The sequence below is a fragment of the Cupriavidus pampae genome (assembly GCF_914271485.1).
Classification (GTDB): domain Bacteria; phylum Pseudomonadota; class Gammaproteobacteria; order Burkholderiales; family Burkholderiaceae; genus Cupriavidus; species Cupriavidus pampae.
This window is the reverse complement of sequence record NZ_CAJZAG010000011.1, coordinates 245,956-265,902: the sequence shown is the minus strand read 5'-3', so window position 1 is coordinate 265,902 and position 19,947 is coordinate 245,956. Positions and strand designations below refer to the sequence as shown.

Below are 19,947 nucleotides of genomic sequence, written 5' to 3'. Positions count from 1 at the left end.
AAGGAATGCGGTACGCGCCGCGCGCGGCAGGCGCGTCGCGTCAGTCTTGATACTCAAGTTGTGTCTCCGATGTCTTATGTCATGCCGCATGCTAGGGCGGCATCATTATGACGGCCGGTTTTGCCGTCAATGTCGGGACAAACCATGTATTCGGGACGAGCGGAAGCACGCGGTGTGCGATTGCCGGTCAGCAACGCCGCCTTGTTCCGCGATGCGAGACAGCTACCGCTTTTACGCTTTGAGCGCCTTGGCTTCGAGGTTCCAGAGCTTGCGATCGCTGGTCGAGACGGCCACAGCGCCATGTGCGATCGCCGTCACGATATCGTCGCGGTTGCACACGAAGCCTGATGTGACGATCGGAGGCAGCGCCTTGCGGTCCGCCTCCGGCAGGTGCGACAGCATCGGCGCGGGCATCAGCTGCACGAGGTTCGGGTCGCTTTGCTCGAGCGCCTTCACACTGCGCGGCCACGTCGAGCGATCGGTCACGAAGACCTTCTGCATCGTCACCATCCCCGCGCGATTGGCGCGCTGAATCGTCGCCACACGCGTGGAGACCAGGCTCACCACGCCGATGTCGCCCAGGTACTCGACGCCGCCCTTGTCCTGCGACAGTCCTTCGCAACTGTCGATATTGACGATCGCGTACTTGCCGGCCCGTGTCAGCGTGGCGATCACGGGTTGCAACTTGCGCAGATCGACATTGGCCACGATCGAGACTTCCGCCTCGCTATCGACGAAGGCGTCGATCTGTTCCGTGCCGTACAACGTGGCGATGACCGGATGTCGTGTCAGGCGGGCGCCGAGAGACCTGTCCATGCTTACTTCTTCACTTCGTTGGCGAGTACGTCCGTCAGGCCGAGCTTGCCGGGGTTGAGAATGTTCTGCGGATCCAGCGCGCGCTTCACCGTCTCCAGCACCGGAAATGCGGTGTCGAGCGAAGGTGCCATGTAAGGCGCGCGCAGCAGCCCGATGCCATGGTGATGGCTCAACGCGGCATTGTATTGGATCAGCACCGCGTTGGCGGCATCCCAGGCCTGCCGATACCACTTCTGCCGATCTTCCACCGCGACGTCCCCGCGCAGCGAGAAGTACAGGCAGGCGCCATCGACGTAGGCATGCGACTGGTGCGCGGAACCCGCGAGCGTGCCGGGCACCGCGTTGATCGCCGCCACCACGTCGTCGTAGATCGCCGGCAGGTCGCGCCACGGGCCGGCCATCTCGAGCGTGTCGGCCACGAAGCCGGGGCTGCGCTTGAACCCTTCGGCACTCTTGCCGGTGAGGTAGCGCGTGTCGAGCCAGCGTTCGAAGATGGCATCGCCATCGAGTCGCTCGCCAAGTTCCGCGCAAACGCGCTCGCTGATGGCCAGCACCGCATCGACCATCTCGCGCGGGCCTTCATCGGCAATCAGCAACACGTTGCTCTCGGGCAGGCCGAACTGCACGCCGCTCTCCAGCGCGTCGTAGAGCCGCAGCGCGGCCGGGTTTGCGCCGCGTTGCATGATCTCGCGGCAGGCCTCGAGACCGATCGCAAACGACTTGAAACCATAGGCGATCGCACGGCCATAGTCGGGCAGGCGATGCAGCTTGAAGCGCGCGCGCACGATCACACCGAGCGTGCCTTCGGAGCCGATGAACAGTTGCTGCAGATCGGGTCCCAGCGCCGCGCGCGGATAACCGCCGACGGTGATCAGGCTGCCATCGGCCAGCACCACATCCATGCCGACGACCATGTCCTCGATCTTGCCGTAGCGCGTCGACAGTTGTCCCGCGCCACGGCAGGCGATCCAGCCGCCCACGGTGCTGATCGCGAATGACGAGGGCCAATGGCCCATCGTCATGCCGAACTCCTGCTGGATGGTCTGCTCGAAGATATCGCCGAACATGCCCGCTTCCACCTCGACGATCTGGCTGTCGCGATCGAAGCCGATCATGCGATTCAGCTCGCACACATCGAGCACGATGCCACCGCGCACCGGCAGCGCCGCGCCGGTCACGTTGCTGCGGCCTGCGGATACGGTCACCGGAATCGCCTCCGCATTCGCGATGCGCATCACCGCCTGCACCTGGTCGATGGTCGACACGCGCACGATCGCGCCACGCGGCGTGGCCGGCTTACCGCCTGTCTCGGTCATCATCGAACCGGCCCACCAATCGCGCGTCCAGTTGACGACGTCGCTCGTGCTTGTGAGCACTTCATCGGCGGCCTTGCGCAGCGCGTCGAGCGTAGACTCGGCCAGGCGCACGGCGTCGCGTTGCAGGCCCGGGGCGTCCGGCGTCTCGGTAATGGTGGTTGCGAAATGCGGCGGCGTGTGGGCACCCACGACGTAGTTGCGGCGGTTGTAGCCGCGCTTGATGGCTTCCTTGCTGATCATGCTGCTTCTCCCATAAGTACGGATTTTTCGAGGGTGACGGCGGACAGGTAGTCGCTGACCTGCCGTGCAACGGCCGACTCGGACATTCCGAGCTCGGCCTGGAGGATCTGTGCCACGCGTGGCGCGGCGTGTGCGGAGGCATCGCGTGCCATCAACCGCGCGCGAATGCGGCGCGACAGCACGTCGTCCACAGTGCAGGCCATTTCGTGGCGCACCGCGTAGACGATCTCGGCTTCGGTGTGCGGCAGGCCTTCGACGAGCGGACGCGCGAGCGAAGGGTCGGCCTGCAGGATGTCGCTGACAAAGCGCGCTTCGGTGCCATAGCGTTCGCCAAGGTGCGCGGACATGCCGCCCGAGGCGACGATGGCCTGCGGGTCGTAGCCCGCGGCGCCGAGCAGATAGGCCGACTTGGTGCGGCACTTCGCGCGCTTGCCGATAACCTTCTCAGCGGCGTCGATGGTCTGCTCGGCCATATGACGCGACGTGGTCAGCTTGCCGCCGACGATCGTCACCAGCCCATCGGGGCCGACGTGAATCTCGTGGTTGCGCTTGATCTCGAGCGTCTTGCCGCCCGGTGGCGCCACCAGTGGACGGCAGCCCGCAATGCTGCCCACCACGTCCTCGGGCCGCAGATCGGTTTTGAGCGCGGAGCGCGCGCCCGCCAGCAGGAAGTCGAGTTCCTCGCGCGTGCACATCACGTTGTCGAGGTCGCCGTCATAGTCCTCGTCGGTGGTGCCGAGGTATGACACGTTGCCCCAGCGCGTAATGGTGGCGCGGCGGCTGCGGCCCGGCACGGGAATCGTCACGGTGCAATCGTTGCGGATCTTGAGCCAGGGCACCGCCACGTGTACGCCCTTGGCGGGGCGCACGTGCAGCGTCTTCTGCTCGTTCTTGCGGCCGCCGGTCCAGTCGCGCAGCCACACGCCGGTGGCCATGATGACCACGCCCGCGCGCACGCGCAGTTCGCGACCATCCGCATGGACGATCGCGCCATCGACCTTGCCATGACCGTCGCGCGTGATCTCGGTAACGTGCGCATGGTTGGCCACAGCGGCACCGTGGAACGCCGCGGTGCGTGCGATATTGAGCGTGAGGCGCGCATCATCGACGCGCGCGTCGAAATACATGAAGCCGCCCTTCAGATGCTCCTCGTTGAAGGTAGGGCAGTGCGATAACACCTCGGCCTTGGTCAGGCGCTGATGCAGGATGCCCTCGCGCCAGCCACCGGCCAGATCGTAGGTCCATAACAGCCCCTCGAACGCCTTGGCCAGGCGCTGGTCGAACACGCCGTCGCGTTCGAGGATCGGCAGCAGAAACGGCAGGCGCTGCACCAGATGCCGGGCATTGCGCCGCAGGCGCTGCCGCTCCAGCAGCGAATGGCGGACGAGGCCGAGGTTGCCCTGTTCGATATAGCGCAGACCGCCGTGCACCATCTTCGAAGACTTGGACGAGGTGCCCGACGCGAAGTCGCTCTTCTCGACGAGGGCCACGCGATAGCCGCGCAGGCTCGCGTCGAGCGCCGCATAGACACCGGTCACGCCACCGCCGACGATCAGCACGTCGAAGGTGTCGCGTTCCAGGCGCTGCAGTTGTTCCGCGCGGACCAGCCGCAGCGGTTCGGTGCGCGTCATTTCGGCGCGCTCGCGGCTGGCGCCGCGGGATGGTAGACCCATCATCTTGCTTGCTTCTCCAGATCGATCGAGGTTCGGTCAATGCGCGGCCACATCGCGCACATGGTTGAGTTCCGAGGCGATGCGCGCATGCCACAGGGCGCGCCGTGCGGCGCGTTCGTCATCGCTGATCGCGGGCACGAAGGTGGCGTCGGGCGCGGTGGTGGTACGCGCCTGCTGCAACGAATCCCACAGCAGACCCGAGCCTCCGGCAAGGAACGCGATACCGCGCAGGCTCGCGCGATCGCTTTCCTTCATGCGATGGATCGGCAGACCGGTGAGGTCGGCTTGCATCTGCAGCAGCGGGTCGCTGGCGGAGAGGCCGCCACCGACCACGAGCTCGGTGACCGGCACACCGGCCATGTCGCGGTTGGCGTCGATGCAAGAGGCCACCGAATGCGCGACGCCTTCGAGAATGGCGTAGGCGAGTTCGGCCTGCGTGGTGGACATCGACATGCCATTGACGGTGGCGCGCGCATCGGGCTGCATGCTCGGCACGCGTAGCCCGGTCAACGCGGGAATGAACGTCACGCCGCGCGCGGTGTTGACCGTGGCGGCCAGCGCGCTGATCTGCTTCGCGTCGTCGAACCAGCGCAGACGCTCGCAGATCCAGTTCAACGCCGAGCCTGTGGTCGCCACAAAGGTCTCCACCGAGAAGTGCGACACGTCATCGACGCGCCGCGCGGTCATGGTCAGGGTGCTATCCGATTGGCCGCAGCGTGCCGGCAGGCGCGGACCGGTAACGAGGTCGACGAAGCTACCGGTGCCGTGCAGGCACATCGACTGCCCGGCATCGAGGCAGCCAAGACCCACCGCACCGGCGAGTTGATCGCCCGCGCACGCGAGGATCGGCACATCGATGCCAAGCACATCGGCGCGCGTGCGGCCGAAGTCGTCCGCGTCCTGACGCAGTGCGGGCAGCAGCTCGCGCGGAAAGCCGACCGCATCGACCCAGTCCTGCAGATAGCGATGCTCACCCAGCACGTATGCACTGCACGACGTGGCATTGGTCGGCGTGGTCACGCAGGCGCGTGCCGTCGACAGGTGCCATAGCAGCCAGCTGTCGACGGTACCGAACGCGAGCCGCCGCGCCTGCCACGCCTCGGCCACTGCGGGCGTTTCGCGCAGATGGCGCGCGGCCCACAGATAGGGCGATCGCACGCCCACTGGGCGGCCCACCGAGGCACGCAGCGGCGGATCCCACGTGGTGGCCAGCCGGTCGAGGTCATGCGCATAGCGCGTGTCCTGCCACACCATTGCGGGCACCAGCGCGCGGCCGGTCTGCGTGTCCCAGAGGATGGCCGTCGCGCGTTGCGTGGCGATGGCCATGGCGATCACGTTGAAGTTCTCGCGCGCGGCTTGCGCCAGCGTGGCGCGGCACACCGCGATGGTCTTCTCGAGCAGCACGTTGGCGTCCTGCTCGACCACGCCGGGACGTGGCGAGTCGACCTGAAGGGTCATGTATTCGAGGCACGAGACGTGGCCGTCGGCGGCAACCACCGCGGCCCGCGTGCCCGACGTACCCTCGTCGATCGCGAGGATGACGTTGGTCTTGTTGCTCATGAACGGGATTTCTCGATAGCGGGATTGATGAAGCCCTCCACGTCACGGGTGTCGCGGGCGTCGCCACGGAACTGCGGCGCATTGGCTTCGTTGTCGGGATGGATCTCCGTGCGCGTCGGGTCCCAGCGAATCGCAAAGCAGATGATGCTGGCGATAAACGGGACGACGGACAGAATCAGGAACGTCGTTTCCAGACCGTACTTGGCGCGGAAAATCGGAAACACCAGCAGGCCAAGCGCGGCGCCGATCGAGCCGAGGGCGCCGATCACGCCGTTGGCGCCGGCGCGCAGTTCGCTGCGGAACGACAGCGATGACAGGCTCTTGCCATTGGCACCGGGGCCGCCCGAGTGGAACAGGATGAACAGCGACGGCACCACCACCGCGAGCCACGTTGGCATGCGGCCGTTGAACAGGCCGAGCGTCAGCAGCATGACGAACACCGCGGCGAAGCCGAAGGCCGAGGCGCGGCGCAGGCCAAGCTTGCGGCCGATCAGCGGCGACAGGAAGCCGCCGAAGATGCCACATACGTTGAAGACCAGCGCGCCGATCGTCGCGTAGACGAAGTCCTTGCCGAACAGCGCGGCGCTGATCAATGGCAGATACCAGCCAATACCGAAGTACTGGATCGACTGGCCGATCTGCACCGTGGCCGCGAGGATCGTGCGCGGCAGATAGATGCCGCGGAAGATCAGCAGCAAGTTGGCAATGCCGCGACGGGCGAGGTTGGTGACCGGCACACGTTCGGACTGCGGCGCGGCGACGAATGCGCGGCCGTAGATGCACGTCATCGCGCGCGCCGCGGCCTCCAGGCGCTCCTTGCGCGCCAGCCAGGTCGGGCTTTCGACAAGGAACAGCGCCTGCAGCACGAGGATCAACGTGCCGAATACGGCGGTGGCGGCCACCGAGTAGCGCCAGATGGTATCGCCGACATTCCACGAGTAGAACATCAGCGCGAGCACGAGGTTCAGGCAGACCGCCGTGTACCACATGCCCTGCCACGTATTCAGGCGACTCTTGAGTTTGACCGGGGTGAACTCGGCGAGCACGGCCATCGCGATCGCGAAGTCGATGCCGTACGCGGCGCCGACGAAGAAACGGCCGACCAGAATCATGTCGAAGTCAGGCGCGTACACGACCAGCAGCGCGCCGGTGACCGCGAACACCTTGGCCAGGATCAGCGGCTTGACGCGACCCCAGCGATCGGCCATCCAGCCGCCGATCGGATTGAACGCGATGGCCACCCACGAGGCGAACGAGGTCAGCAACGCGACCTGCGACGGTTCGAGCTGGAGGTTGCGCGTCATCGGGCCGAGGCCCGCGCTCAGTGCGGAATTGGAGAAGGCGTCTAGAAACAGTCCACCAAGCGCCAGCCACCAGATCACGCCGGCGCGGCCACGAATACCAGGACAGGAATCTATGAAGGCGATGACATCGTCGATGCCACGCAGTTTGATCGTCGATTGAATGGCAGATGCTTGCACGGCGGTCTCCTTATCGTTGTTCTGTAAGAGGCCGCAGCAAATTGCACGCGCTAAGAGACCATCTTACAGATGGTCTCTTATCTAGATCTGCCAGCGAAATTTAAGGTGTGCGCACTAGGGTGTCAACCGGGAAAACCCGCGCTGGGCGGGCGACACGCGCATAGGAGCGACTACTGACGCGCGGTATCGGGCCTGCGTCGGAACAGTGCCGACACCGATGCCAGCGCCGTCGCAATAGTCGTGAAGCTCGGCAAAAGCGGGGTCGCGCGACGTACGGCATCGCGGTGCGCGTAATGGCGCAGCAGTTGCGCGCCGACCGGACGGTTGAGGTAAGAAGCCTCCGGATATTGCATGATCGTTTTCCCTACTGTGGTTCCAAGACGGACTACAGTATACACTTTATTGGTGCAATGCACCACGACGGGCACGGATGGTGCCCAAGCATGGCGCAGAGAGGGAAAAGCGTCGAATCAGGCGCGCGGGGCGTCGCTGTCGAGATTCATCGCGTCCACCGCCTTCGCGGCGCTGTAGACGTGGCGCGTAGCCAGCAGCGAGGCGAGGTCGGCGTCGCCGGCAATGACGGCCTGGAGGATCTGGGCGTGCTCGTCCCAGTTGAGCCGCGCGCGGCTCAGATTGGCCGGCGCGAAGAGCAGCGCGGTGCGCTCGCGCAGCGATCGCATCATGTCCTGCAGCACGCTGTTGGCGGCGATATTGCCGAGCACTTCATGAAAGCGCGAGTTCAGTTCGACGAAGCGTTCGGTCTGGCCGCTGTTGACGGCTGCGTTGCCTTCCTCGAGCACCTTCTCGATCTCGGCGATCAGGGTCGGATCGCGGCGCTGGGCCGCCAGCTTGGCGTTGAGGCCTTCCAGCGTGGCACGGACTTCCACCATTTCCCGCGCGATATTCGGTGACAGACGAGCCACCGATGCGCCGCGGCGCGGCTCGATCTTGACCAGCCCCTCCGCCGCGAGCGCGCGCAAGGCTTCGCGCACGGGAATGCGCGACACGCCGAGCTCCTGAGACAGCGTGTTCTCGACCAGCCGCTCGCCCTGCTCATACTGGCCGCCGAGGATGCGCTGGCGCAGGGTGTCGGTGACCAGCGCGAACAACGGCGAATGCTGCGCGCCGAGGCTGGCTACCGGAAGTTCCGGCGTGGGGAAGCGCGGGGTGCCCGCAGAGGCGTCGTTCATGGTCATGGAAGGCGGCGTGAATGCCACTATTGTATACGGTCAACATCGCGGCCGCCTTCCCGTTTCTTGCGTCGACTGTTCCCCCGACCGAGGTTAGGCGTGCTGGAACGTAAAGCTATCCGCGTAGATGAACGGCGACTGCGCGCCGAGTGCCACAAACGTTTGCCGCGCATCGCGAATCATGTTCGGCGACCCGCACAGATAGATCGCATGCTCGGACAGATCGCCATGATCCTGGCTCACCGCCTGCTGCACATGACCACGCCGGCCCTGCCAGTCATCCTCCGCGCGCGAGAGCACCGGCACGTACTGGAAGTCATAGAGCCGCTCGCCCCATGCCGCAATCTCATTGTGCAGATACAGATCGGCTGCCGAGCGCGCGCCCCAATACAGCGAGACCGGTGGGCAATCGGGATCGTCCATCAACGACTCGAGCATGCTCTTGATCGGCGCCAGCCCGGTGCCGGTGGCGACCATCAACAGCGGGCGATAGTCCTCCTTGCGCAGACTGAAACTGCCGTGGGGCACCTCCACCTCGAGCCGGTCGCCAGGTTGCAGCGTCGGTAGCCGCGTCGCGGTAAAGCGGCCGCCGGCAATGCGCCGCACGTGGAAGTCCACCGCATTGCCTTGCGGAGCCGAGGCCATCGAGAAGCTGCGATGGGTGCCGTCTTCGAGCAGGATCTTCATGTACTGCCCGGGCGCGTACTGCAACGCGATGTCCTCGGGCAGTTCCATGCGCAGGTGCGTCACGTCTGGGCCGAGCCAACCGACCTCTCGCACGACCGCCGTGACGCGCTGCGCGGGGATGTCGGCCTCGGCGCCGCGCGCGACGCTGAGCACGAGGTCCGCGGTGGGCCGCGCCTGGCAGGCGAGCGCGGCTCCGGTCGCGGCTTCTTCCTCGGTCAGCGCCATCGGGAAGTCCTCGTACGCGACCGCGCCTTCGACTACCTGCACGCGACAGGTGCCGCAGCCGCCGAACGTGCATTCATGCGCGAGGCAAACGCCTGCGCGCAGCGCGCCGTCGAGTACGGTCTCGCCGGCTTCCACGGTGAACGTCGCCTGCGTTTCGACGACATGGATGCGATAGGACATGGCGCTTTACTTCTTGATATCGGCCTGTGCCAGAACCTGCAGGTCTTCACCGGCCAGCAGATCGCGCAGTGCCTCGAGTGCGGCCACGCCGCAAGCCGTGTCCTGCTCGCCATTGCCGCCAGAGAGTCCGACGCCGCCGATCACCTCGCCGTTCACAACCACCGGAAAGCCGCCCACGAATACCGCGAACTTGCCTTCGAAGCTCCACTGGATGCCGAACGCTTCGTTGCCGGGTAGCGCGGGACCATTGGGCGCCTGATTGAACAGATGCGTCGAGCGCTTGTGGCCCGCAGCGGTGAAGGCCTTGTTCCAGGCGATCTGCGGGCCCGTGATGCGCGCGCCGTCCATGCGCTCGAGCAGCAGCGGATAGCCGCCATCATCGACGATGCAGATCGACTCCAGCACACCGATCTCCTTTGCTTTTGCCGCCGCCGCGTCGACCATCAACCGGGCCTCGCGCAGTTCGAGCTTGATGCTTGCCTTCATGACATTGACTCCTGAAATGTGAATTCGCCCTGCAACCGCTCAACAGCCTCGATAGACGGTCTTGACCTGGGTATAGAACTCCAGGCCGGCGCGGCCCGACTCACGGAACGTGGCCGTGCTCGAACGCTTGAGGCCGCCGAATGGCGCATTGACGAGGTTGCCGGTGGTGGTGCGGTTGATCTTGACCGTGCCGGACTCGATATCGTTGGCAAAGTCGTGCGCATAGCGTGCGTTGCGCGTAGCGATCGCAGCCGACAGGCCGTACTCGGTGTCGTTGGCCTTGGCCATCGCATCGGCGTAGCTGCTGGCCTCGATGATGGCCAGCACCGGTCCGAAGATCTCCTCGCGCGCGATGCGCATGGACATCGTCACGTCGGTGAAGATCGTCGGCGCCACATAGAAGCCGTGCGCGAAGTCGCCTTCGGTCAGCGCCGTGCCGCCTTGCAGCAGCGTGGCTTCCTGCTTGCCGATCTCGATATAGCCCAGCACGGTCTCGCGCTGCTTGCGCGTGGCCAGCGGCCCGAGGTCCATGCCGGTCTGCAGCCCGCTGCCGATCTTGAGTGCTTTCACGCGCGCCACCAGTTTCTCGGTGAACGCCTGCTTGACCGCGGCCATCACGATGATGCGGCTGGTGCCGGTACATGCCTGACCCGACAGCGACAGCCCGCCCTTGACCGCGAGATCAACGGCCTGATCGAGGTCCGCATCTTCCATCACGATCAGCGGGTTCTTGCCGCCCAGCTCCATCTGCGTACGCGTGGTCATCGACACCGCGCGATGAATCTGCTCGCCCGCCGATGTGGATCCCGTGAACGACACCGCGCGTACGGCCGGCGATGCCACGATGGTCTCGCCGACTTCGCCCGCGCTGCCGGTCAGGAAGTTCAGCACGCCGCGCGGAATGCCGGCCTTGACGAACGCCTCGGCCAGCCGTAGCCCGGAGAGCGGTGCATCCGACGACGGCTTGAACACTACGGTGTTACCGGCGATCAGCGCCGGCGCGATCTTGCGTGCGGGAATCGACACCGGGAAATTCCACGGCGAGATCACAGTCACCACGCCCAGCGGCTCGCGCTGCGTATAGACCACCATGTCCGGATCGTCGTTGGGGAAGGTCTCGCCCGTATAGGTCTGGCCTTCCACCGCATAGAACCGCAGCGTCTGCGCGGAGCGCACGATCTCGTCGCGCGCAAGGTTCAGCGCCTTGCCTTCCTCGCGCGTGAGCTCCGCCGCAAACGCGTCGGCGTTGGCTTCCAGATACGTGGCGGCGTCGTTGAGGATCTTGGCGCGCTTGCCGATCGGCGTTTTGCGCCATGCGGGGAACGCTGCCGCCGCGGCGGCCACGGCGGCGGCGGCATCGCGCGCGTCGGAAGCCGCATGGCGGCTGACGGTCTCGCGCGTGTCGGCCGGATTGATGTTGTCGAACAGGCGACCGCTCACGCTGTCGCACCATTCGCCGTCGATGTAGTTGCGGTAGGTGTCCGTCATCGTCGTGGCCCCGTGCATCAGGCGGCGACCGCGGCCGGCTTGGCTTCGACGTAGTCGTAGAAGAGTGCAGTGGTGTACAGCAGACGCATCTGTGCGCCGATCTCGCAGATCTTCAGGCAACGGGCCTGCAGTTCCGGCGTGTTGGCGTGTTCGAGCACGATCTGGTAGCCGCGTTCGCCATGGATCTCGTCGGACACGATGTGCAGATCGAAGAATTCCACTTCTTCGTCGGTGAAGCCGTACTTCTCGCGCAGCGTCGGGGTCTGCTTGCGGTAGATCGACGGCACCTGCGATTCCAGGCCCACGACCAGACCGGCCACCGCGACCACCGGATCTTCACGCATCGCCACCGCGTAGCACCAGCTTTGCAGGCCGCGCGTGGTCGGCGACATATTGTCCGGATTGACGACGCGCTCGCGCGTGGTGCCGCAGGCTTCGGCAAAGCGGATCAGCAAATCGGTGTGGCGGTCGCCGCCGATTTCTTCCTCGTACATGTTGGCCAGCAGGAAGTCCTTGGCCTCGGTCATGTGGTCCGGCGTGCGTGCATAGATATAGGCGAGGTAGTCGGCGAACGGGCCCACGTAGTGATAGTGGTTCTCTGCCCAGCGCGAGAGGTGCTCGCGCGTCAGCGTGCCGCCGGCCCAGGCCTTGCTGAACGGGGCCTGATTGGCGCTTTTGCCCTTGATTGCGTTCTCGAGCGCGGCGCGGAAGTCTTCACGGTTCATCAGTTCTGCCATTTGGGGCTCCTTTCTTGCGTGTGTAGGGACAGGTTGGGACTGCAATTTGGTATACAGTCTACACATTGAGAAAGAAATTGCTAGCAGAGTTTTTGGGGCATAGCGCCTGAAGGGGCCCGTCGAAAACGGTGCGAGATGCGCTGAAACCGTGCAGTGGCGCGGTTTATGGCACCGTATCAGCGATTCGACACGGAGTTTCCCTAACCCGGTGGGTTTTCGCTTGTGTTTCGTTTTGATCGGAATATAGTATACGAAACAGTAATTCGTATCCTCCACAAAACCTGCCCCCACCAGGGCCCCACTCAGGGGAGCCTCATGCAACCAACGGTAGAGATTGGCCTAGCGCACTGGACGTATCTATTAGGCGTGCTGGTCATCGTGCTGACCATGATCCTGCGCGCCAACGTCGTGGTGCCGTCGATCATCGGCACCTTCTGCGTGATCCTCGCCATCACAGGCAGTCCAGTCAGCGCGCTCGGTGGCATCTTCGGCGCGAGCCTCGTGGCGGCGAAGGAGTTGTTCAACATCTTCCTCGTGATCGCGTTCATGACCGCGCTGCTCAATGCGCTCAAGACCCTGCGGTCCGATATCCGGATGGTCGAGCCATTTCGCGTGATCATGAAGAACGGCCATAGCGCGTACTTCATCCTGGCGGGTATTACCTATGTGATCTCGCTGTTCTTCTGGCCCACGCCGGCGGTACCGCTGGTCTCGGCGATCCTGCTGCCTGCCGCGATTGCCGCGGGTCTGCCGCCGCTGGCGGGTGCGATGGCGATTGCGATCGCGGGGCAGGGCATGGCGCTCTCATCGGACTATGTGATCGGGGTGGCGCCGGGCATCAGCGCCAAGGCGGCTGGTGCCGCGGTGAGCGCGGCAGTGGTCGCGGACCGCGCGCTCGTGTTGTCGATCATCGCCGGTGTTATTGCGCTGACGCTCGCATATCTGTCGATGCGCCGCTATATCGTGCCGGCCAATGGCGCGCTGCTCGATCGCTGGCAGGCCAAGGCCAACGGTATCGAACCGCAGGTTGAAGCGACCGGTACCTTCGACAAGGCCGAGATCGCGCGCGGCACGTCGCATGACGAGCCGCTCGTTACCGATGCCAATATCGAACGTAGCCTGGCGATGGTCGCGCAGCGCCGCATCAAGTGGTCCAAGTTCTTCGCGGTGCTGACGCCGCTCGCGTTCGTATGCGTGGTCTCGCTGATGGTGCTGCCAAAGCTCGCCAACGGCATGCCCGACCTCAAGGGTGGCGCGGCAGCCGCGCTGGTCGGCGGCGTGGCCGCGGTGCTGATGATGCTGGCGACGCTCGCGGCCGAAGGCCCGCGCCGCATGCTCGATGTCTGCCCCGAGCACATTACCGACGGTTTTGTGTTCGCGTTCAAGGCGATGGGGTCGGTACTGCCGATCGCGGGCTTCTTCTTCGTCGGGGCTGGCGAGACGGCCGCGCAGATTCTCGGCGTCGACGCCGGCAAGGCACCGAGCCTGCTGTTCGAACTGATCCAGGCCTACCAGCACATGATTCCCGACAACCACGTGCTGGTCGCATTCGGCGTGTTGCTGGTGGGCATGATTACCGGCATCGATGGTTCGGGCTTTGCCGGACTGCCGCTGACCGGCACGCTCGCCGGCGCACTGGGTCCCGTGGTCGGCTTCGACTCCGCGACACTCGCCGCGGTGGGACAGATGGGTGCGGTATGGACCGGCGGCGGCACGCTGATCGCCTGGTCGTCGCTGATCGCGGTGGCGGGGTTTGCGCGTGTACCGGTGCTGGAGGCCGTGCGCGCGCTGTTGCTGCCGGTGATCACCGGGCTGATCGTTTCGACAATCTGCGCGATGGTGCTGTGGCACTGAAGCCTGGGTTTAGCTCCACCAACATGTAGCAAAGGTTAGAGAACACATGCCGAAAGTCATCTTTCACAAGCACGGGCAAGTCTTTGAGGACGAGGTCAAGCCCGAAACCAACCTCGTCGTGCGTGCCGGCATCAAGCAGTTTCCGTATCCGAACCTGCGCTACGAATGCGGCATGGGCAAATGCTCGAAGTGCGCGTGCAAGGTGCTGGCCGGTGCCGAGCATCTGCCGCCGCCGAACTGGAAGGAGAAGAAGCAGCTCGGCGAGCGCATCGATCAAGGCTTTCGGCTGGCCTGCCAGATCTGGCTCACGCACGATATCGAGCTGTGCCAGGAGGAGATAACGGCATGACATACGTGATCCTGACCAGCAAGCCGGGCCAGTTCCGCACCGAGCCGGTCGAGGGTGTCACGCCGTTGGAAACGTATGACTACGCGTTCTACGGCCGCGCCACCGCAAGCTTTGTGATAGCCGAACTTCACCAGGCGGTGAAAGTGCGCGTGATTGACGAGTCAGGCGGGGCCGAGGCCGAAACGATCAACCTGGTGCCATCGAAATTTCTCGAACGCTTCGACACGCTGGACGCCGCGCGCGCCGCGCTGCGGAACCTCGCGAGTTTCGGGACGATGGACCTTTCGCTGACGAAAAGATGACACAGGAAACGCTGGGCAGCGCGCCCGCCGATACCAACGCCGAGGCCACCACCGAGGTGACCACCGCCGCCCCCGCCGAACGCGTGACCGTCGAGGTCACGTTCGTCACCAACGGCGGCAAGACCGTCAAGGCGCCGCACAACAGCAACCTGCTGCGCGTGTCGCTGCGCGAGCAGGGCGGCATTCCGTTCAAGTGCGGCGGCGGCATCTGCGGGACCTGCCGCTGCCGCATCGAGACCGGCCTCGAGCATACCGATGCGGTCAAGCCGAAGGAGCGCAAGCATCTGTCGGAGCAGGACCTTGCCGATGGCTATCGCATGGCGTGCCAGACCTTTGTCAATGGCGACATCGCAGTGTCGTGGGAAGCTACGCGGCCTGCTTCGCCAGCAACGCCAGCAACTCCGCGTTGAAGCGCGTGGGGTCCTCGAAGAACGTGCCGTGTCCGATCGCCTCGTAGACCGAGAGCGTCGAGTGCGGCACGAGCTTGTGCGTGTACTCACTCATCGCCACCGCCGAGATCTGATCCTCGCGGCCGTGCGTCACCAGCATCGGCACGCGAATCGCGCGTAGCGTGTCGTCATAGGCGGCGGGCCGCCCCGCCAGCAGTTTGCGCACCGCCACGGGCGTCTTGGCATTGAAGCGTTCCATCTGCGCGAGTTCCGCCGCGCTCGGCGGCCGCGCAAAGCAAGCGCGCAGGAACGCCTCTGTCCCTTTCTCCGCTTCCATCGCATCGTCGGACATCATCGGCACCATCAGTCGCGCCGAACGTCCCTGACCGAACGGTGCGCTCGTCGACGTGGCGGCCACGTAGTTGAGGCTGCCAATCTCGCCGTCGCCGAAAGCGGTCAGGTAATCGTTGACCACGCGCCCGCCATAGGACCACGTGACGATCGCCGGCCGCTGGGCGCCGGTCGAGCGAATCACCGATCGCACATCCTCGGCCCAGCGACGGTTGTCGTGATAGGCCTCCTTGACCAGCGGCTTGGCGGAGTCGCCATGGCCACGCAGATCGAACGCGATCAGACGCAGGTGCTGCAGCTCGGGCGCGGATAGCTGCTTGGACCAACTCTCGCTGCTCTGCGCGAAACCGTGGATAAAGATCACCGGGCGGCCATTTGGATTGCCGGTCTCGAAGACAGCGAGTTCGACGGCGTCGCTTGCGGAAGATCGGATGCGGGACGTGCGCATGGGGGACGGAGTCTGCGTGGCGGAGCCCGCCACGGGGGCTGCGGTCTGGCGGTTGGCGCAGCCAGCGGCGAGGGCGGCGGCAACCGCGGTGGCACCGGCTTGCAGAAAGCGGCGACGCGTAACGCCGGTGACAGGCGCTGCCACTCTGCACATTAGGTCGGAAAGTGTAGAAGTCAAGATGGTCTCCTCTTGCAGCGGCGTCATGGGTGGCCGCAGTCAGGAAGAAAGCCTAACCGACAGTTCGTTGCAGCCAAAATGGCGAATTTAGCTCCTTATGATCGACGGCGTCGATGGTTCGGCGCCGTCGCGGTGCGTCGATATAAGCGGGTCAGGCCGCCTTGCGCGCCTGCGCGGCGGCGTCATTGCCAGCGGCACCCGCATCCCGCACAGGCTTGATCGCACGGCTGTGCTCGCCGTCCACACTCACTGGCACATCGCCGGCGATGGTCACACGGCGCACCACGCGGCGCGCATCGCCGTAGTCGTTGATCGCATAGTGCTGCGTTGCGCGGTTGTCCCAGATCGCCACGTCGCCGCTCTGCCAACGCCAGCGCACGGTGTTCTCGAGCCGATGCACATGGTTCTGCAGCAACGAGATCAGATGCGCCGAATCGGACGACGAATAGCCAAGCAGGCGCCTGACGAAATGGCCGAGCACAAGCGTGCGCTCGCCGGTTTCCGGATGCACGCGCACGACCGGATGCTCGGTCTCGTATACGGTGCGCGTGAACACATCGCGATAGTGCTGCGCATCGGGACCATGTGGCTGCGGACGCGAGCCCGCGTAATCATAGTCGTTGGTATGGAGGGCCCACAGCTTGTCCGCGAGGTCGCGCAGCGGTTCCGGCAGTTCGTCGTAGGCCGCGGCCGTATTGGCCCAGACCGTATCGCCACCGTACGCAGGCACCTCCACCGCGCGCAGCACCGATACCTGCGGATAGGCGAGGTCGAACGTAACGTCGGTATGCCATGAGTTGGCGCGGCCGCCACCATGCTGCGAATCGAGCTCCAACAGGTATTGCGTGCCCGCCCGTACCGGCACGGTCGGATGTGGCACCGGTGTGCCGAACAACGCGCCGAACGCTTCCTGCGTGGCATCGTCGAGGTGACTCTGCTCGCGGAAGAACAGGACCTTGTGCTGTAGCAGCGCCGCGCGGATGGCGTCGAATGCCGCAGCCGGCAGATCGCCGTCCAGGCGTACGCCGCGCACTTCGGCACCGATGCGCCCCGACACGGGGCGCACGTCGAGGTCGATCGGAATCTGATTCTGCGTCATGGGGAGGTCTCCGGAAGAGGACGTCTGGGTGATCGTCACCTTAGGCGTCGCGGCAGGTCACGCAGAACGAATGAATTCGCGCTTGGATATCGGCAGGCATCGCATATCGGCATGCGTAAACGTTCGTTCGCGCGCACGGAGGCCCTCTCTATATTGGGTGGCCCATCTTCCTACCTGCCCTTCTATGTTCCAGCACCTGTTCCGGAAGTCCCGGCCACTGGCGTGGCTAGCCCCGACCGCATTCGCGTTGCAACTGCTCGCCGGCACCTCGGCAGTTGCCGCGCCCGCCGCGGAAACCCCGCGCGCCGGCGGCACGCTGACCACGATCATTCAGCCCGAGCCCGTGATCCTGACCTCGGCGCTCAACTCGGCCGCACCGACTGGCTTCTTCAGCGCGAACGTGTTCGACGGCCTGGTCGAGTACGACAACAACTTCAAGCTCAAACCGGCGCTGGCCGAGCGCTGGGACATCTCGAAGGATTCGAAGACGTTGACGTTCCATCTGCGGCCCAATGTGAAGTGGCACGATGGCAAGCCGTTCACTTCGGCGGACGTCAAGTGGACGCTGGAGAACGTCTGGAAGAAGCTCCATCCGCGTAACCAGATCCTGTTCGGCAAGGTGACGCAGGTCGATACGCCGGACCCGCTTACCGTGGTGCTGCATTTCTCGGAGCCGTCGCTTGCGGTGCTGAGCTCGCTCAACAGCAATGGCGCGCAGGTGCTGCCGAAGCATCTGTATGAAGGCACGGACATTCTCAACAACCCGTACAACAACAAGCCGGTGGGTACGGGTCCGTTCGTGTTCAAGGAATGGAACAAGGGCAACTACATCGTGCTCGAGCGCAATCCCAACTATTGGGACAAGGGCAAGCCCTACCTCGACAAGATCGTGTTCAAGGTGATTCCGGACGCCAGCGCCCGTGCCGCGGCGCTCGAGAAGGGCGAGGCGCAGTACGCGCCGTTCAACCCGGTGCCGCTCAAGGATGCGCAGCGTCTGGCCCAACTGCCGTCGCTCAAGCTCGAGACGCGCGGCTACGACTGGATCTCGCCGTGGCTGTTCATGGACGTGAACCTCGACCGCCCGTACTTCAAGGACGTACGTGTGCGTCAGGCCCTGGCTCATGCGATCGACCTCAACGCGCTCAACAAGGTGGTGTGGTTCGGTTTCGGCAAGCCCGCGGTGAGCCCGGTGGTGTCGACGCTCACACAGTTCTTCAACCCGGCCGTGCCGAAGTATGCGTATGACCCGGCCAAGGCCGAGCAACTGCTCGACGCGGCCGGTCTCAAGCGCAATGCCGATGGCAACCGCCTCAAGATCCAGATCGACTATCTGCCGTACGGCGACGACTATAAGCGCAGCGCCGAGTACCTCAAGCAGGCGTACAAGCGCGTCGGCATCGACGTGACCGTGCGCACGCAGGACACGCCGACGTACACCAAGCGTGTCTATGGCGATCGCGACTTCGATCTCGCCGTGGTGTGGTTCGCTGGCTTTGCCGATCCGCTGGTGGGCGTCACGCGCGCCTATCGTGCCGACACCGTGGGCAAGAACATCCCATGGTCGAATGGCTCCGGCTATCGCGGCGAAGAAGCCAACAAGTTGATCGACGAGGCACAAGGCTCGCCGAGCCAGGCCGAGCGCGTGGAGCTGTTCAAGCGCTTCCAGACCGTGGTGCAGAATGACCTGCCGTCGGTGCCGTTGCTCGAGCTGCGTTTCTTCACGGTGCAATCGTCCTCGCTGCGCGACACGGTCAGCGGTGTGGATCAAATCTACGCGTCGCTGAAAAACGCGTGGTTCGCGCAGCCGCCCGGCGCGACGGCCACGGTTGCGGGCAAGTAAGCCTCTGAGGTGTCTGACGTGAACACGCGCGCTCCAGGAGCTTCTTCGACGTCCTTCACGACGTACCTTCCCGCGCTGGCGCGCGTGCTGCCGTGGCGCCGCCTCGCACAGCTCGTGGGCGTAGTGGTTGGCATCGCGATCGTCAACTTCTTCCTGCTGCGGCTGGCGCCCGGCGATGCGGCACAGGTACTCGCGGGTGAGGCCGGTGCGGCCACGCCCGAGTATCTGGCTGCGCTGCGTGCGCAGTTCGGCCTCGATCAACCGCTCTGGGTACAGCTGTACAAGTACCTTTGGCACCTTGCGCAGCTCGATCTCGGGTACTCGTTTCGTCAGGGCATGCCCGTGCTGGACCTGATCGCGCAACGACTGCCCGCCACGCTGTTGCTGATGGGCGCGAGCATCGCCTTTGCGGTGGTGCTCGGTGCCGGGCTCGGCGTACTGGCCGCGGGCCGCGCGGGTCGGTTGCTCGATACCGTGATCTCTGCGGCCGCACTGCTGTGCTTCGCGACACCGCTGTTCTGGATCGGGCTGATGCTCGTGCTGGTGTTCTCGGTGTGGCTCGACTGGTTGCCGGTCGGTGGCATGTTCACGGTGGAATCGGGCTACACGGGCTGGCGTTACGCGCTCGACGTGGCCCAGCATCTCGTGCTGCCGGCGATCACGCTCGGGCTGTTCTATATGGCCGTGTATGTGCGGCTGATGCGCGCGAGCATGATCGAAGTGCGGCGTCAGGATTTCGTGCGCACGGCCGTGGCCAAGGGTGCGCCCGCTTCGCGCGTGCTCACGCGCCATGTGTTGCGCAACGCGCTGCTGCCGCTGATCACGATGTTCGGCGTGCAGGCAAGCTCGGTCATCGGCGGCGCGGTGATTGTCGAGACCGTGTTCTCCTGGCCGGGCCTCGGGCGCACCGCTTTCGACGCGCTCTATCAACGCGACTACAACCTGCTGCTTGGCATCCTGCTGTGCAGCTCGGTGGTCGTGATCGTCGTCAACTGGATCGTCGACGTGGTCTACGCGCGCGTCGATCCACGCATTCGTCTTCCGCACTGAATCCCGGGA

At 64.9% G+C, this 19,947-nt stretch carries 19 protein-coding genes; 6 read left to right on the top strand and 13 right to left on the bottom strand.

Features of this window, described 5'->3' with window-relative positions; genetic code table 11:
- Positions 1–231: 231 nt before the first annotated feature.
- The 11 genes from LDO41_RS26730 to LDO41_RS26680 form a co-directional block, all read right to left on the bottom strand.
- The gene (locus tag LDO41_RS26730) at positions 232–816 is read right to left on the bottom strand and encodes a glycerol-3-phosphate responsive antiterminator (protein WP_223993838.1); all 585 of its coding nucleotides are present in this window, start codon (positions 814–816) and stop codon (positions 232–234) included.
- A gap of 2 nt (positions 817–818) precedes the next feature.
- Positions 819–2,372 (bottom strand): FAD-binding oxidoreductase, encoded by a 1,554-nt coding sequence (locus LDO41_RS26725; protein ID WP_223993837.1) that lies wholly within the window; start codon positions 2,370–2,372, stop codon positions 819–821.
- Positions 2,369–4,048, bottom strand: coding sequence for a glycerol-3-phosphate dehydrogenase/oxidase (locus LDO41_RS26720; protein ID WP_223993836.1), 1,680 nt, complete (start codon positions 4,046–4,048; stop codon positions 2,369–2,371). The genes LDO41_RS26725 and LDO41_RS26720 overlap by 4 nt, the downstream gene beginning before the upstream one ends.
- 33 nt (positions 4,049–4,081) lie before the next feature.
- Positions 4,082–5,605, bottom strand: coding sequence for an FGGY family carbohydrate kinase (locus LDO41_RS26715; RefSeq protein ID WP_223993835.1), 1,524 nt, complete (start codon positions 5,603–5,605; stop codon positions 4,082–4,084).
- Positions 5,602–7,071: an MFS transporter gene (locus tag LDO41_RS26710; RefSeq protein ID WP_223993943.1), complete on the bottom strand. Its 1,470-nt coding sequence runs from the start codon at positions 7,069–7,071 to the stop codon at positions 5,602–5,604. The genes LDO41_RS26715 and LDO41_RS26710 overlap by 4 nt, the downstream gene beginning before the upstream one ends.
- A gap of 185 nt (positions 7,072–7,256) precedes the next feature.
- Positions 7,257–7,439: a hypothetical protein gene (locus tag LDO41_RS26705; protein WP_223993834.1), complete on the bottom strand. Its 183-nt coding sequence runs from the start codon at positions 7,437–7,439 to the stop codon at positions 7,257–7,259.
- 117 nt (positions 7,440–7,556) lie between these two features.
- Entirely contained in the window at positions 7,557–8,276 is a 720-nt protein-coding gene (locus LDO41_RS26700; protein WP_223993941.1) for a GntR family transcriptional regulator, read from the bottom strand.
- 93 nt (positions 8,277–8,369) lie between these two features.
- The gene (locus LDO41_RS26695) at positions 8,370–9,368 is read right to left on the bottom strand and encodes a 2Fe-2S iron-sulfur cluster-binding protein (protein ID WP_223993833.1); all 999 of its coding nucleotides are present in this window, start codon (positions 9,366–9,368) and stop codon (positions 8,370–8,372) included.
- A gap of 6 nt (positions 9,369–9,374) precedes the next feature.
- A complete protein-coding gene (locus LDO41_RS26690) occupies positions 9,375–9,854 on the bottom strand; it encodes a GlcG/HbpS family heme-binding protein (RefSeq protein WP_223993831.1) in 480 nt (159 codons plus the stop codon).
- A 39-nt stretch (positions 9,855–9,893) separates the two neighbouring features.
- Positions 9,894–11,342: an aldehyde dehydrogenase family protein gene (locus LDO41_RS26685; protein ID WP_223993829.1), complete on the bottom strand. Its 1,449-nt coding sequence runs from the start codon at positions 11,340–11,342 to the stop codon at positions 9,894–9,896.
- Positions 11,343–11,359: 17 nt separating this feature from the next.
- Positions 11,360–12,079 (bottom strand): TenA family transcriptional regulator, encoded by a 720-nt coding sequence (locus LDO41_RS26680; protein ID WP_223993827.1) that lies wholly within the window; start codon positions 12,077–12,079, stop codon positions 11,360–11,362.
- 315 nt (positions 12,080–12,394) lie between these two features.
- Here LDO41_RS26680 and LDO41_RS26675 point away from each other — a divergent pair, with 315 nt between their 5' ends.
- The 4 genes from LDO41_RS26675 to LDO41_RS26660 are packed head-to-tail and all read left to right on the top strand — an operon-like array spanning position 12,395 to position 14,994.
- Positions 12,395–13,933, top strand: coding sequence for a hypothetical protein (locus tag LDO41_RS26675; RefSeq protein WP_223993825.1), 1,539 nt, complete (start codon positions 12,395–12,397; stop codon positions 13,931–13,933).
- 46 nt (positions 13,934–13,979) lie between these two features.
- Complete coding sequence (locus LDO41_RS26670; protein WP_223993823.1) at positions 13,980–14,282, top strand: 2Fe-2S iron-sulfur cluster-binding protein; 303 nt, start codon at positions 13,980–13,982, stop codon at positions 14,280–14,282.
- Positions 14,279–14,584 carry a ferredoxin gene (locus LDO41_RS26665; RefSeq protein WP_223993821.1) on the top strand — a complete coding sequence of 102 codons (306 nt, stop codon included), beginning with the start codon at positions 14,279–14,281 and terminating at the stop codon, positions 14,582–14,584. Before LDO41_RS26670 ends, LDO41_RS26665 begins: the two co-directional genes overlap by 4 nt.
- Positions 14,581–14,994, top strand: coding sequence for a 2Fe-2S iron-sulfur cluster-binding protein (locus LDO41_RS26660; RefSeq protein WP_223993819.1), 414 nt, complete (start codon positions 14,581–14,583; stop codon positions 14,992–14,994). The genes LDO41_RS26665 and LDO41_RS26660 overlap by 4 nt, the downstream gene beginning before the upstream one ends.
- Here LDO41_RS26660 and LDO41_RS26655 read toward each other — a convergent pair.
- Together LDO41_RS26655 and LDO41_RS26650 are read right to left on the bottom strand one after the other, a co-directional pair.
- Positions 14,951–15,949 carry an alpha/beta fold hydrolase gene (locus LDO41_RS26655; protein WP_223993818.1) on the bottom strand — a complete coding sequence of 333 codons (999 nt, stop codon included), beginning with the start codon at positions 15,947–15,949 and terminating at the stop codon, positions 14,951–14,953. The two genes, LDO41_RS26660 and LDO41_RS26655, sit on opposite strands and share 44 nt — an antisense overlap.
- A 151-nt stretch (positions 15,950–16,100) precedes the next feature.
- The gene (locus LDO41_RS26650; RefSeq protein ID WP_223993817.1) at positions 16,101–17,048 is read right to left on the bottom strand and encodes a TauD/TfdA dioxygenase family protein; all 948 of its coding nucleotides are present in this window, start codon (positions 17,046–17,048) and stop codon (positions 16,101–16,103) included.
- 184 nt (positions 17,049–17,232) lie between these two features.
- On the opposite strand from LDO41_RS26650, the gene LDO41_RS26645 reads away from it, so the two are divergent.
- The gene (locus tag LDO41_RS26645; RefSeq protein ID WP_223993816.1) at positions 17,233–18,888 is read left to right on the top strand and encodes an ABC transporter substrate-binding protein; all 1,656 of its coding nucleotides are present in this window, start codon (positions 17,233–17,235) and stop codon (positions 18,886–18,888) included.
- A 75-nt stretch (positions 18,889–18,963) separates the two neighbouring features.
- Complete coding sequence (locus tag LDO41_RS26640; RefSeq protein ID WP_223993939.1) at positions 18,964–19,938, top strand: ABC transporter permease; 975 nt, start codon at positions 18,964–18,966, stop codon at positions 19,936–19,938.
- Positions 19,939–19,947: the final 9 nt, after the last annotated feature.

Coding starts and splice junctions, on each gene's coding strand:
- LDO41_RS26730 (WP_223993838.1), bottom strand. CDS start 816: ATGGACAGGTCTCTCGGCGCCCGCCTGACACGACATCCGGTCATCGCC.
- LDO41_RS26725 (WP_223993837.1), bottom strand. CDS start 2,372: ATGATCAGCAAGGAAGCCATCAAGCGCGGCTACAACCGCCGCAACTAC.
- LDO41_RS26720 (WP_223993836.1), bottom strand. CDS start 4,048: ATGATGGGTCTACCATCCCGCGGCGCCAGCCGCGAGCGCGCCGAAATG.
- LDO41_RS26715 (WP_223993835.1), bottom strand. CDS start 5,605: ATGAGCAACAAGACCAACGTCATCCTCGCGATCGACGAGGGTACGTCG.
- LDO41_RS26705 (WP_223993834.1), bottom strand. CDS start 7,439: ATGCAATATCCGGAGGCTTCTTACCTCAACCGTCCGGTCGGCGCGCAA.
- LDO41_RS26700 (WP_223993941.1), bottom strand. CDS start 8,276: ATGAACGACGCCTCTGCGGGCACCCCGCGCTTCCCCACGCCGGAACTT.
- LDO41_RS26695 (WP_223993833.1), bottom strand. CDS start 9,368: ATGTCCTATCGCATCCATGTCGTCGAAACGCAGGCGACGTTCACCGTG.
- LDO41_RS26690 (WP_223993831.1), bottom strand. CDS start 9,854: ATGAAGGCAAGCATCAAGCTCGAACTGCGCGAGGCCCGGTTGATGGTC.
- LDO41_RS26685 (WP_223993829.1), bottom strand. CDS start 11,342: ATGACGGACACCTACCGCAACTACATCGACGGCGAATGGTGCGACAGC.
- LDO41_RS26680 (WP_223993827.1), bottom strand. CDS start 12,079: ATGGCAGAACTGATGAACCGTGAAGACTTCCGCGCCGCGCTCGAGAAC.
- LDO41_RS26675 (WP_223993825.1), top strand. CDS start 12,395: ATGCAACCAACGGTAGAGATTGGCCTAGCGCACTGGACGTATCTATTA.
- LDO41_RS26670 (WP_223993823.1), top strand. CDS start 13,980: ATGCCGAAAGTCATCTTTCACAAGCACGGGCAAGTCTTTGAGGACGAG.
- LDO41_RS26665 (WP_223993821.1), top strand. CDS start 14,279: ATGACATACGTGATCCTGACCAGCAAGCCGGGCCAGTTCCGCACCGAG.
- LDO41_RS26660 (WP_223993819.1), top strand. CDS start 14,581: ATGACACAGGAAACGCTGGGCAGCGCGCCCGCCGATACCAACGCCGAG.
- LDO41_RS26650 (WP_223993817.1), bottom strand. CDS start 17,048: ATGACGCAGAATCAGATTCCGATCGACCTCGACGTGCGCCCCGTGTCG.
- LDO41_RS26645 (WP_223993816.1), top strand. CDS start 17,233: ATGTTCCAGCACCTGTTCCGGAAGTCCCGGCCACTGGCGTGGCTAGCC.